Raw genomic sequence first — 12,562 nt, 5'->3', positions numbered from 1 at the left:
AGTCTCACCTGTCACGCTAGTCCCGCAGGAGTCTCGCATCTTCCACTTCAATTAACTTTTCATTGAAGATTTTTCAAGCCAAAAAGGGGCTGCCTGAAGGTCAATTTTCGACTTTCTGGACAGCCCCTTTTTATATGAACTAAAAGGAAAGTTAAATAAACATGTGTAATACAGATAGTAATATGATGTGCAGCAAAGTTGGGAGTAATATAGTATGGAACATGATTTAAAAGAGTTAATTAATAAGTGTGACTTGGCAATAAAGAAGGAAGATTTTGATACGCTGATGAACTACTATATTGATGATGCAGTTCTGGTTGTAAAGCCAGGAATGATTGCACGAGGTAAAGAAGAAATCAAAAAAGCATTTATTGCCATTGCAGAGTATTTTAATAACAGTATTGTACCAACGCAGGGGGAAATGACTATTTTAGAAGCTGGAGACACTGCGTTAGTTATTTCCCAAACGCTGCTTGCTGCCGATAAAAATGATTCCGAATATTCTATGGATAGAAGAGCAACATACGTGTTTAAGAAAAATTCAAACGGCGAATGGCTTTGTGCAATTGATAACTCATATGGTACTGACTTAATAAATAAATAGAGTTTTCAACGATCACAGAGGAAGTAGAGATGAAAATAACTCAACAATGGAATCAAGAAGATAGTGATTATATTCGTAAAATGGTTATTGAATATAATCTTTCAAAAATGCCTGATGAGACCAGACATCCCGTCAAAAACATTAGCTTTATCCTTAGAGGTGAAGATGGAAGCATTTTAGGAGGTATAACAGGAAAAATATCTTCGTCACTTATAGTAGATTACTTATGGGTGGATGAATCACTAAGGGGTAAGGGATATGGGAAAGAGTTATTAAAGCGTATAGAGGAAATGGCGCGAGAGAATCATTGCAGACTGGTACAACTGTTTACATTTAGCTTTCAAGCTCCAGATTTTTATCAAAAGAATGGAGATGAAATTGTAGGTGTAGTACAAGAAAATCCTACTAAGGAACATCAGCAGTATTATTTAATGAAGAGACTCACTTAAACAAATAAAATGAAAATAAGCTGCCGAATCAGGCAGCTTATCTTCGTTGAAGGTATTTTTATTTGAATTTATTAATAAGGATAGAATAAACGTTGTATTTACTGGGAGGGTTAGGAATGAATGGAGATGAAGCCATATTACATCCTGATACGGGTGTAACTTCTGGGATTTTTGTTGAGCGATCATTAAATGAAATTCGTTTTTGGTCTAGAATCATGAAAGAACATTCTTTATTTCTGCGATTGGGTTTTAGAGCGGAGGATACTCAATTAATCAATGAGGCTAATCAATTTTACCGATTGTTCGAACGCATCGAACAAACCTCACATTCCTTTACAAATCAAACAGATCCTGAGCAAATAAAAAGATTTAATACAGAAGTACAACAGGCTGCAACCAATATTTTCGGATTTAAACGAAGAGTACTGGGATTGATTCTTACATGTAAATTGCCAGGGGCAAATAATTTCCCCCTGTTAGTTGATCATACAAGCAGGGAAGCTAATTATTTTAGAAAACGATTAGGTGAATTAAATGAAGGTAAAATGAAACCTCTTCCTGATGCCATTATAAAAGAAAATGTCTTCTTCTTAAGGATTATGGCAGACCATGCTAAATTTATTGGTCATCTGCTGGATCCGTCTGAAAGGAAGCTAATTGATATAGCCCGAAATTTCAGCAATGATTTTGATCAATTGATGTATCAAGCAAGAGACTTAGAATCTATGAAGCCGCAATCTCAAACGGTTCCTCTTTTAGATCAATTCCTGGATCAGAATCGTGTGTCGGTCTCATCTCTTCGGGACTTCAAGAAAACGGCACGTGATTTAATTGAGCAATGTAAAATAAAGAGTATCATTCATCCGCTATTAGCAGACCATGTTTTCCGTGAAGCTGATCGATTCCTTGAAATAATAGACATGTTCGATGCTCATCTTACAAGCGGCACCCCATAATCAAAATAGTAGTCCATAAGCTGAGGAGCTAACAATTTATTGTTAGCTCCTTGCCACTTCCAAAATAAATGGCTTCAGTTTGAGATATGCTCTCTTACCTTGTCTGCGAAATTGGCTTCACGTTACGCCAATCTAATATTAAATTCCTGAATTAAATCTTTAAAAGCAGGCCTTTCATTTCCATCTCTTCCGATGACATGCGTGGCTGTCACTAAAGAATTTAAAACGGACTCTTCAACAGCTTCCCCAACGGCCCGAAAAGCCGTATCCATATCTTCCTCATGAATCGCAGGAAGGATTAAACAGTGATTTGGATTGTCATGAGGAATTTTAGTGGCGGTTGAAAAGCCGATGATTACTTCTCCGCTGCCATGCGTAATGATGGATCCTGTCCTTGATAGGCCGGCAACCGACCGCTTGATGATGCGATTGAGCTGACGTTCTGAAACCGGCAGATCCGTGGCAACAATGATCATAATCGATCCTTTATCCCTTTCCTCCCAAGATTGGAGCAGCTCTTCTTTCAGCTCTTGCCCAATCGCCCTGCCATTCATCATGAGATCACTTAAAATACCAAAGTTCGATAGGACGAGCACCCCAATGGTGTACTCTCCATGAGCCAATTGAAACTGTCTTGAGGCAGTGCCGATTCCTCCTTTTAAGGAATAACAAAGCATGCCCGTTCCCGCTCCGACACTTCCTTCCCCAAATTCAGTTGAAGCGTTATGTATGGCTTGAAAAACATGTTCCTTCTCAATAAATTGAGCTCTTACATCATTGAGGAACATATCATTGCATTCCCCGATGACGGGATTGACCGTCCCAGTCGATCGGCCAATTTCCGGATTCTTCTCCAGCATGTATTGAATCAAGGCATCTGAAGCTGTACCGATACTTAAGGTATTTGTTAAATTGATTGGCGTTTCTAACACACCCAACTCTTGCATTTGAATGGTACCCATCGTTTTTCCAAAGCCATTGATAACATGGCTTGATGCTATCAGTTTTTCCTTAAACGTGTTGCCAGTGTGAGGGAGGATGGCTGTTACTCCCGTTTGCATGCTCTGATCACTAAGTGTTACGTGGCCGACTGTAACGCCTTCGACATCGGTAATTGCGTTATAGCGTCCGGTTTCCAAGCGTCCTATTTTAATTCCATAGTCGCGTATTCTTTTTTGGTAGTGCATTGAAAAGATCACCATCCATCGTTATTGTTATTAACACTTACAAATCATGAGGTGATTTCCATCAGGGTCTCTAAAATTAAAATAGTGATTATGTTCAATTCCAGTGATTAAATCAACCTTCTTTTTTTTCATAAACTGATAGGCTTCTTCAATATTTTCTGTATTGAGATGAAATAACGGGGTTTTTACTATATTTTCTTCTGAAAAAATCTTGCTGTCTAATACAATCCCTGTACCATTCATAGGTATGACATAAATATGACCGAACTGTATTTCTCCATCTGCTTGTAAACCTAATATGTCACAATACCAATCTCGAGCTTGTTCTATGTTGCTTACTGGAATAAAGACCGTTCCGATTTGAGTTAAAACAGGACTATTCAAAAAATCCCTCCTAATTATTTTCTGGTACCCTTATCTATTACATTCACTTTTTAATATAACTATCCTGTCGGTTATTTGGATATTTTACATAACAATCCTGGGAAAAGTTTAATGCATTGCCTGAGGACAAGAAGCCGAAAATCTATATTATCCCCGATCATGAAAGCGAGTTTATTAAACAGGGCTGTATTATTTATTATCAAGAAGGACTATAGCCTCTTCATGCAGAAAAGGGTAGAAAAAATTTCTGACCCTTTGATTAGAGAAATGATGGAGGATGTTAAATGAATAAGTTAGTGTCTGAGCTAGAAAGTAATCTATCTTCAATGCCGAAAAGAATTAGCAAAATTTCAGATCTCGAGGCCAAACCTCTGCCGTCCAAATGGTCTAAAAAAGAAATTCTTGGACATCTTTGTGATTCGGGTAATGTGAACCACCAGCGCTTTGTTGATATCATCGCCTCAACTCAAGTGGTTACCCTGAAGAGTTATAATCAGGACTTTTTTGTGGAGATTCATGACTATCAGCATTCATTTACTGTTGAGGACATTATTCATCTATGGATTTCAATCAATAAACAGATCGCGGCACTTCTTGTGAATGTTTCGGAGGAACAATGGAAGCTTGAATGTAAAGTAGATGCACAAAACATTCAAACGTTAGAGTGGCTGGTAAAGGATTATATTGATCATATGAACCATCATCTTGGACAAATTTTGGCGGATTGAATGAGGCCTGCCCAGAAATTGGCGATTTATTTGCGGAGAGTGAACATAAGTGTCATTTTATCCAAGATAGTGGCAATCAGGATTCCTGCTGTGTACCGAATCAGATCTACAATAAGAAAACCTTTGCCCAGGATCAATGCTCCGAGCATTGTATCACGAATAGAATTGATCCAGTTTTCCTGATACAGCTGACTGAATTCAATGCCGAAGCTGAACAAAAAACTGAGCCATAAAGCTGTGTGCAGGCTTTTACGCACCAGTAATAAACGGAATCCGAAATAGACCATCATGGCCCATAGCACATCTCCGGCGTTCTGCGCTGCAACTAACGGAAAAAGATGGCTCCACTTTCTGGAGGCGAGCCCTAAAAAAATGGTGATACCAACAGCTATACTATAAGCTATCCTCATTTTACGGTAATGCGGTTTGATCGTTGCCTTATTAGTAGTCAATCGAATCCCTCTTTAACATGATATTGATATTCATTGTACTATAATGGTTCATTTGTAAAGGAAAGTAGAGCAATCTTTTGTGTAGGGAGTGCTGAATCCGCCCCTTTTACCTGCAAAGTCATCACGCCATATTTTTTATTTTCAAATTACAGTTTTTATGATCAAAAATGCCGATTTATGTTCAAAAAATCTGATTTATGTTCAAAATCCACTCATTTATTTTCAAACGGTTTATACTCGACACCATACGACAGGATTCAACGTGTTTATAACAACATGGTAAATAAAGGATATAATCTAAAAAATTAAATATTGATATAAGCGTTGGAGAGAAAGTAGTTAGGAAATGAGTATTTTCAGAGAGCTCCTATTTGCTGAGAAGGAGCAATACTTGTCTTACCGAAAAAAGCCTCGGAGCTTCTTGCCAATTTAATGATGACATTAGGGATCGCAGGATGGTTTCTCACGATATAGCGATAGGGTATGGAAGTAACTGAAGAGGTTGATATGGTGACATATGAACAAACTGAGGTGGTACCACGAAGCTGCAACTCTCGTCCTCAAGGTCTTTTTGATCTTGGGGGTGGGAGTTTTTTTATTTCTAGAAGAAAGATGAAAAATAATGAAACAGAGGGGTATTGCTATGAATCTGATATTAATGGAAGTTCCAACTCAATTAGAAACTGAAAGACTGATCCTTAGAGCTCCTTTACGTTCTGGAGATGGAGAGATCGTCAATCAAGCTATAAAAGCATCTTATCAAGAATTAAAAGCGTGGCTGCCATTTGCTCAGACCCTTCCTGCTGTAGAAGAAACAGAAATTAACTTGAGGGAGGCCCATATCAACTTCCTAAAAAGAGAGAACTTTCGTTTCCTGATTTTCCACAAGGTATCCAATGATTTTATAGGAACCACCAGTCTTCAAAGCATCGATTGGGATATCCCAAAATGCGAGATTGGATACTGGATCAATACCAAATTCAGCGGCCAAGGTTATATGACAGAAGCTGTAAAGAAATTAACGGAATTTGGTATGGAACAGCTGCAATTTAAAAGAATTGAAATCAGATGTGAGTCTACAAATACGAGAAGCCGTTCTATACCTGAAAAATTAGGCTTTTCATTAGAGGGCATTCTCAAAAACGATGATTTATCTGCAGATGGAACCAGACTGACTGATACTTGTGTTTATGCGAAAACGAGTTGAGCAGGTACAGGATATTGCTGAAGAAGGAAGAAATGAATGCTGTGAGCTAAAGGATCAAACGTTTAACGATACGGTTGAATATGAAGGCAACCCAAGCAACCATACAATGGAGCTTGTGGCATATAGCGGATCATAACAGATATCACTTTGACAGGTACCAAAAAGTAATCAAAGAACTTAATAGTTCCTACGTCACTTTAAAGTGCGTACTTCTCATTCTGCTGTTAATATTCAATAATTATCTTGTTTGATTGGCTCTTAAACAAGAGGAGGAAAAACAGTGGCAAATCATTTACAGGATACAACCACTTTGCATAATGGAGTAAAAATGCCTTGGTTTGGATTAGGGGTATTTAAAGTTGAAGAGGGGCCGGAGCTTGTTAATGCATTAAAAACAGCAATTCGGCATGGCTATCGCAGCATTGACACAGCAGCCATATATGAGAATGAAGAAGGAGTCGGAAAAGGGATTCATGAAGGTTTAGCTGAAAGCGGCGTTGAAAGGCGAGACCTATTTGTGACATCAAAAGTCTGGAATGCTGATTTGGGCTATGAATCAACAATAGCGGCTTATGAAGAGAGCTTACGGAAGCTTGGTCTGGAATATCTCGATCTTTACCTCATTCACTGGCCTGTTGAAGGCAAGTATAAAGATGCTTGGAGAGCTCTTGAAACATTATATAAAGAGGGCAGAGTCAAGGCGATAGGGGTAAGTAATTTTCAAATCCATCATCTTAAAGATTTGATGAAAGATGCTGAAATAAAACCGATGATCAATCAAGTTGAATATCATCCGAAATTGAGCCAAAAGGAGCTTCAGGAGTTTTGTAAAGCACAGGGTATTCAAATGGAGGCCTGGTCTCCGCTCATGCGGGGGCAGCTTCTGGATCATCCTGTTCTAAAGGAGATTGCAGATCATCATAACAAGTCTGTTGCCCAAGTTATTTTACGCTGGGATCTGCAAAACGGGGTGGTTACAATTCCTAAGTCAACCAAGGAAAATCGTCTCGCAGAAAACTCAAAGGTCTTTGATTTCCGGTTAACAGATCACGAAATGAACCGGATCAATGATTTGAATGAAAACTTGCGGGTAGGTCCGAATCCTGATAATTTTGATTTTTAATATTCGATATTGGTTTGAAAAGACGCGAAAATTCGCGTCTTTTTTTATGCCAAAAGTTATTGACAAAGCGGGCTTTTGAAAAGATAATTAATAATGATAATTATTATCAATTAGGTTAGGGGAATTATTGATGAATAGAAGAAGTCTCTCTATCTTTATTTTCGCCTTTTTTTTACTGGTGGGAGCACCCTTTCATGTTGTGGCTAAGGAAAGCAGCTCTCAAGTCAAAGTGTCTCATACCATTCCTTACATAGATGCTTCTATTGATGCGGTAAAACAAAAGGACTTCAATCAGGCTGAAAAGTCTTTTAATATGTTTAAAGAAAAATGGGCCCGGGCAGAAGGGGAGATCCGCAGTGAAAATTTGAGCGGATATGGAAAAATTAAAACGAAAATGGCAGCTGTTTCCGTAGCGTTGTTGAATGAAGATCAAAAGAAATCAGAAGAATCTCTTCAAATGCTAAAGGTGCTGCTTAAGCAATATAAAGAAGGACAGCTAACCAATTCATCAGCCAAAACATCATCCAAAAACGTAAGTATCTCTGCGTATTTACTAAAAATTAAAGAAGCGAAACAGTCTCTTGATGAAGGAGATCAGGCCCAATCAAAAGCTCAGGTTGAGGAGTTGAAATCTCTTTGGCTCAGCGTAGAAGGAAACGTAGTAGGGCAATCCCAAAAAGTATATAACAACTCCGAGCGGAGGCTGGTTCTGCTTGCCTCTTCTGTCGATAACCCGAGTGAAAACAAGAAATCCATTCAAATGCTGGATGACATGCAGAAGGACCTGGGGCCACTTGCGCATTCTTCATATGGCATATGGGATGCAGCAATGATTCCGCTTCGGGAAGGCCTTGAAGCCTTACTTGTGATCGGTGCACTGTTAACTTTTACAAAACGAAGAGAAGAAAATAAAGGGGCTCTTTATGTCTGGAGCGGTACGATAACAGGAATCGCTGCCAGCTTGGGGGTGGGCTTCCTCGTAAGCTATGTGCTGAGTTCAGCTGCTTTCGGCCAGAATAATTTTCTCATTAATGGCTGGTCTGGGGTCATCGCCAGTCTCATGCTGCTTTACGTCAGTTACTGGCTGCACAGAAATACAAATGTGAACCGCTGGAACTCCTTAATGAAGGCAGAAACAGAAAAAGCCGTAAGCGGAGGCAGACTTATCTCTCTCGGTATATTGGCATTCCTGGCAGTTCTCCGTGAAGGGATTGAAACCGTTATTTTCTTAATCGGCATGGCGAACCAAATGTCCTTGACCTCATTAATCACAGGAATCACAGTCGGATTTGGAATTCTGGCAGTCATTGGAGTATGCATGCTGAAGCTAAGCGTTCGATTGCCGCTAAAGCCTTTCTTCATGGTATCCAGTATGATCGTTTTTTATTTATGCTTAAAATTTATGGGATCTGGCATACACAGCTTGCAGCTCTCAGGGTTCATGCCATCAACGACCGCTGAATTCATTCCTACCATCCAGTCAATTGGTGTGTATCCGTCCTTGTACAGTACGATGCCGCAGATTATCATACTCAGCATTGCTATCATTGTCATTTTTACACAGCAGTTTAAAAAGAAAAAATACAACCATAAACGGCAGCAGGAGGCCAGCTGATCATGAAATTATCAAAATCCATTATCCATACCGCACTGACCCTTTCTTTAATCACAGTACCTGTTATTTCGGGCTGCAGCAATGACGCGGCATCATCCGGTGAACATAAAAAAGCATCATCATCCAAGAAAAACGAACTGAAATCCCAGGTGAAGGAAATGCAGGCGTCACTCCATAATCTACAGGATTCCCTACAAGATAAGAATGAAGATCAAGTAAAAGAATACGGCAAACGCCTTAATAAGCAATGGTTATCCTATGAGAACAGCATCCGGGAAAAGTACCCGCTGCTGTATACGGATACTGAAAAATACTTGCTCCCTTTGTATGCTGAAGTAACAAAAGATAACTATAGCAGCGGCAAGGTTCAGCAGCTAAGCGTGGACTTGGATCGTTCTCTGACAAACCTTGAAAAAGCAAAAGAAACAACACAGAAAACGACAGAAGTATTGGATACAGCAGTAAAGAAATATAAAGCTTATGTAGATGAACAGACAGAGGAACTCGTTAAATCAACTGCCGTCTTTACAGATGCAGTAAAAGCGAACGACACACAAAAAGCGAAAGAGGCTTATGCCGAAGCTCGTGTTTACTATGAGAGAATCGAACCGATTGCTGAAAGTTTCGGTGATCTTGATCCAAAAATTGACGCTCGTGAGAACGATGTTGAAGGTGAGTGGACAGGTTTCCATAGAATTGAAAAAGCCTTATGGAAAGACGGCAGCATAAAAAATATGAAGAAATATGCAGACCAGCTTGATCAAGATGTTGCAGAGCTGCAGAAAAAGATTCAGGATGTCAAATTGAATCCGACTCAGATTGTTGCAGGATCCATGGAGCTTCTGAATGAAGCCGCGATTTCCAAGGTAACGGGAGAAGAAGAGCGTTATTCGCATATTGACCTGGTCGACCTTGCTTCCAACGTGGAAGGTTCTCAGGCGGTATATCATGCGGTTCTCCCAGTTCTTAATGAAAAAAACAAGGACTTGGCACAAGACTTGGATACTGAATTTAATAAGATTACAGCCTTGCTGGAAGAGCATAAGAAAAGTGGAGCTTACTTGAATTATAAGAAGCTCACCAAGCCGCAGGTTCGTGAACTGAGCCAGCAATTAAACACGTTATCTGAATCCATGGCACAAACGGCTGAAATTTTTCAATAGATTAGGAGAATCAAAGTGAAAAAACAAGAAGACCAAACGGTAGAGGAGCAAGAAGAACCTAAACATTATTCAAGAAGGGACATGCTGAAAATGTCTCTTCTGGCCGGGGCTGGAGTTGCCATCAGTGCGAGTGGCATCGGTGCCGTCACCACCATGACAAATGTATTTGGGGAAACCACGAAAAAATCAGGGTCTTCTGCCGAAAAGGAAAGCGTTCCGTTTTACGGTAAGCATCAGGCTGGTATTGTGACACCGCAGCAAACCTATGCTTATTTGGCTGCCTTTGATTTTACAACGAATTCTAAAAGTGATGTTATCCGGCTGTTGAAGGAGTGGACGGTTCTTAGCGAGCACATGAGCCAGGGCAAGGCAGAACAGAATTTTAACAATGACTGGCTTCCTCCAAAAGACACCGGCGAGGCTCTGGACCTTCCTCCTTCCCGTTTAACGATGACCTTTGGTTTTGGACCTTCTTTTTTCAGTAAAAAGGGAATCGACCGGTTTGGAGTAAAGAGTAAAGCGCCTAAGCATCTCAGGGACATTCCGGCCATGCCGAGGGATAATCTCCAAGAACCATTTATTGGCGGGGATTTGTGTTTGCAGGTTTGTGCCGAAGATCAGCAGGTAGCTTTTCATGCCATCCGGAATTTTATTAAAACAGCAGTGGGTAAAGCCGAGGTCAGATGGATGCAGTCAGGATTCATCAGTGCCAAGCATGGAAAAACCCCGCGCAATCTTTTCGGATTCAAGGATGGAACCGCGAATGCAGGGCCGAAGGATACAAAAGCCCATAATCAGACTGTCTGGGCAGGACAAGGTGAGCCAGTGTGGATGCACGGCGGTTCATATATGGCCTTCCGTAAGATTAAGATGTTTCTTGAAGTCTGGGACCGTTCTTCTCTTAAAGACCAGGAGGACACGTTCGGACGAAAGAAGGAGAGCGGTGCTCCATATGGTAAGATAAACGAGCATGATAAAGTGAATCCGATGCAAATGCCTCCTGACGCTCATACAGCGATCGCCAAACGATCAGGCCAGCAAATGTACCGCCGGGCTTATTCCTACACGGATGGAGTGGATTCCAAAACGGGTTACGTTGATGCGGGCCTAATGTTTATCAGCTATCAAAAAAATCCGGACGAACAATTTGTACCAATGCTTAAAATGATGTCAAAGGCAGACAAGCTCAACGAGTATACCCAGCATATCGGAAGTGCGTTGTTTGCCGTTCCCAGAGGGATTAAAAAGGGTGAATATATTGGACAACCTCTTTTTAGCAGCTTTTAAGAAAAGAAAGAACCCGATGAATACCAAAATTGAAGGCAGGTAACCCAAGTGTTGTACGGTTTTGCAAAATGCAGTGTAGATGACCCGAACGGTGAGCAGCAAGTAAAGTCATTAATAGAATATGGTGTACAGAAGGGTAATCTCTACCTGCAGCAAAGTGAAACAGAAGTTACGACTCCTCGTGTGTTTTACAAACTTTTTCCTCAGGTGAAAAAAGGGGATACGGTGGTGGTTCATAGATTTAGCAGTATCAGCCAAGACACCACTTTCTTCATCAACCTCATCAGCAGTTTTCAATCGAAGGGCATTCATTTTACCTCTTTAAGTGAATCCATTGATACTGCTGCCTCTGAAGGCCAGGTGATATTCAGGCTGTTTCAGGGACTGGCACAATTAACTCAGGACGGAGTTACGGAAAAAAAAAAGTCAAGTGTCAGCCTGGCAAAAGTAAGAACGGGTGGCAGACCTAAAGTGGATCCCGTCATGCTGGAACTGGCATTGAATATGTATTTCGATGAAGACAACCCCTGTTCAATTCATGAAATAGTACAGAAAACTGGGGTAAGCAGGGCTACATTCTACCGGTATCTAAACAGAAAGTGAAGCATGTTCCTGGAAGTACATTTAAAAACAGTGCATCATATCCGTATTTTTCGGATGATGCACTGTTTTTTTATCTTTCATATCTCTTTTGCTGTGTCCTGATCCCGACATTTACGTTTGATCTTCGGTAAGGTATGTTTTTACGGCTGGCGGTTCATAGTTGTTGAATTGATTCAGGAGGTCTTGTGGAGTGGGAGCTGTTAGTGCCATCTCACGGTACTTTTCTTGCATAAATCCTTCGGCCGTCATGTGGTTAAACAAGGAGATCAGAGGATCGAAATAGTGATTGATATTTAACAGACCGCAAGGCTTTGGATGCAAGCCTAATTGTGCCCACGTGAAAATCTCAAAGAATTCTTCCATGGTTCCTGGTCCGCCGGGTAAAACGATGAACCCGTCCGCCAATTCAGCCATTCTTGCTTTTCTTTCATGCATGGAATCTACCACGATAAGATTGGTTAAGTTCTTATGGGAGATTTCTCTTTTTTTCAGAAAGTCTGGCATGATTCCTGTTACTTGTCCACCATGCTGCAGTACGGAATCAGCAACAGCTCCCATCACTCCTACACTTGCCCCGCCATACACGAGTCCGATGTTGCGTTCGGCCAGTTCTTTCCCCAGTTTCGCTGCTTCTTTAACATAGATTTCCGATACACCATTGCTTGAGCCACAGAATACAGCTAGATTTTTCAAATGAATCTCCTCCTTTTATCTGCAGTTAAAATTATATCAGTTCCTTGGGCTGCTAACAGGAAGGAGATTTTCACTCCTCTTGACGAATACAAGTAAGTGGAAAATAAAGGT

General features: G+C 40.5%; 15 protein-coding genes and 1 other annotated feature. Of the genes, 11 read left to right on the top strand and 4 right to left on the bottom strand.

Features of this window, described 5'->3' with window-relative positions:
* Window positions 1–214 precede the first annotated feature (214 nt).
* The 3 genes from M1K46_RS24200 (at window position 215) to M1K46_RS24190 (ending at window position 2,009) form a co-directional block, all read left to right on the top strand.
* Window positions 215–604 (top strand): YybH family protein, encoded by a 390-nt coding sequence (locus M1K46_RS24200; RefSeq protein WP_256228004.1) that lies wholly within the window; start codon window positions 215–217, stop codon window positions 602–604.
* A gap of 29 nt (window positions 605–633) precedes the next feature.
* Entirely contained in the window at window positions 634–1,053 is a 420-nt protein-coding gene (locus M1K46_RS24195; protein ID WP_256228003.1) for a GNAT family N-acetyltransferase, read from the top strand.
* Window positions 1,054–1,169: 116 nt separating this feature from the next.
* Window positions 1,170–2,009, top strand: coding sequence for a DUF2935 domain-containing protein (locus tag M1K46_RS24190; RefSeq protein ID WP_256228002.1), 840 nt, complete (start codon window positions 1,170–1,172; stop codon window positions 2,007–2,009).
* 122 nt (window positions 2,010–2,131) lie between these two features.
* Here the strand turns inward: M1K46_RS24190 and M1K46_RS24185 are convergent, their stop codons facing one another.
* Both M1K46_RS24185 and M1K46_RS24180 read right to left on the bottom strand, forming a co-directional pair.
* The gene (locus M1K46_RS24185; RefSeq protein WP_256228000.1) at window positions 2,132–3,196 is read right to left on the bottom strand and encodes a P1 family peptidase; all 1,065 of its coding nucleotides are present in this window, start codon (window positions 3,194–3,196) and stop codon (window positions 2,132–2,134) included.
* 30 nt (window positions 3,197–3,226) lie between these two features.
* Window positions 3,227–3,580 carry a VOC family protein gene (locus M1K46_RS24180; protein WP_053355894.1) on the bottom strand — a complete coding sequence of 118 codons (354 nt, stop codon included), beginning with the start codon at window positions 3,578–3,580 and terminating at the stop codon, window positions 3,227–3,229.
* Window positions 3,581–3,864: 284 nt separating this feature from the next.
* Between M1K46_RS24180 and M1K46_RS24175 the strand changes: the two genes are divergently transcribed.
* Window positions 3,865–4,308, top strand: coding sequence for a DinB family protein (locus M1K46_RS24175; RefSeq protein ID WP_256227999.1), 444 nt, complete (start codon window positions 3,865–3,867; stop codon window positions 4,306–4,308).
* A gap of 26 nt (window positions 4,309–4,334) precedes the next feature.
* Here the strand turns inward: M1K46_RS24175 and M1K46_RS24170 are convergent, their stop codons facing one another.
* Window positions 4,335–4,760, bottom strand: coding sequence for a DUF2809 domain-containing protein (locus M1K46_RS24170; protein WP_256227997.1), 426 nt, complete (start codon window positions 4,758–4,760; stop codon window positions 4,335–4,337).
* 315 nt (window positions 4,761–5,075) lie between these two features.
* Window positions 5,076–5,325: a binding site (T-box leader), on the top strand.
* Window positions 5,326–5,403: 78 nt separating this feature from the next.
* Here M1K46_RS24170 and M1K46_RS24165 point away from each other — a divergent pair.
* The 7 genes from M1K46_RS24165 to M1K46_RS24135 all read left to right on the top strand — a co-directional run bounded on the left by M1K46_RS24165 (window position 5,404) and on the right by M1K46_RS24135 (window position 11,758).
* Window positions 5,404–5,967, top strand: coding sequence for a GNAT family N-acetyltransferase (locus tag M1K46_RS24165; protein WP_256227995.1), 564 nt, complete (start codon window positions 5,404–5,406; stop codon window positions 5,965–5,967).
* Window positions 5,951–6,103 carry a hypothetical protein gene (locus M1K46_RS24160; protein ID WP_256227994.1) on the top strand — a complete coding sequence of 51 codons (153 nt, stop codon included), beginning with the start codon at window positions 5,951–5,953 and terminating at the stop codon, window positions 6,101–6,103. The genes M1K46_RS24165 and M1K46_RS24160 overlap by 17 nt, the downstream gene beginning before the upstream one ends.
* A gap of 144 nt (window positions 6,104–6,247) precedes the next feature.
* Window positions 6,248–7,090, top strand: coding sequence for an aldo/keto reductase (locus tag M1K46_RS24155; protein WP_375162243.1), 843 nt, complete (start codon window positions 6,248–6,250; stop codon window positions 7,088–7,090).
* A 130-nt stretch (window positions 7,091–7,220) separates the two neighbouring features.
* Window positions 7,221–8,705 carry an FTR1 family iron permease gene (locus M1K46_RS24150; RefSeq protein WP_256227993.1) on the top strand — a complete coding sequence of 495 codons (1,485 nt, stop codon included), beginning with the start codon at window positions 7,221–7,223 and terminating at the stop codon, window positions 8,703–8,705.
* 2 nt (window positions 8,706–8,707) lie between these two features.
* Window positions 8,708–9,868, top strand: a complete 1,161-nt coding sequence (efeO, locus tag M1K46_RS24145) for an iron uptake system protein EfeO (RefSeq protein ID WP_082316050.1) — start codon at window positions 8,708–8,710, stop codon at window positions 9,866–9,868.
* A gap of 15 nt (window positions 9,869–9,883) precedes the next feature.
* Window positions 9,884–11,155 (top strand): iron uptake transporter deferrochelatase/peroxidase subunit, encoded by a 1,272-nt coding sequence (efeB, locus tag M1K46_RS24140; protein WP_256227992.1) that lies wholly within the window; start codon window positions 9,884–9,886, stop codon window positions 11,153–11,155.
* Window positions 11,156–11,203: 48 nt separating this feature from the next.
* The gene (locus M1K46_RS24135; protein WP_256227991.1) at window positions 11,204–11,758 is read left to right on the top strand and encodes a recombinase family protein; all 555 of its coding nucleotides are present in this window, start codon (window positions 11,204–11,206) and stop codon (window positions 11,756–11,758) included.
* Window positions 11,759–11,869: 111 nt separating this feature from the next.
* Here the strand turns inward: M1K46_RS24135 and M1K46_RS24130 are convergent, their stop codons facing one another.
* The gene (locus M1K46_RS24130; protein ID WP_256227990.1) at window positions 11,870–12,451 is read right to left on the bottom strand and encodes a TIGR00730 family Rossman fold protein; all 582 of its coding nucleotides are present in this window, start codon (window positions 12,449–12,451) and stop codon (window positions 11,870–11,872) included.
* Between the last annotated feature and the right edge of the window lie 111 nt (window positions 12,452–12,562).

The sequence above is a fragment of the Fictibacillus sp. WQ 8-8 genome (assembly GCF_024494405.1).
GTDB classification, from domain to species: domain Bacteria; phylum Bacillota; class Bacilli; order Bacillales; family Fictibacillaceae; genus Fictibacillus_C; species Fictibacillus_C marinisediminis.
Note: the sequence above shows the minus strand (reverse complement) of the source record. Positions and strands in the feature narration are given on the sequence as shown.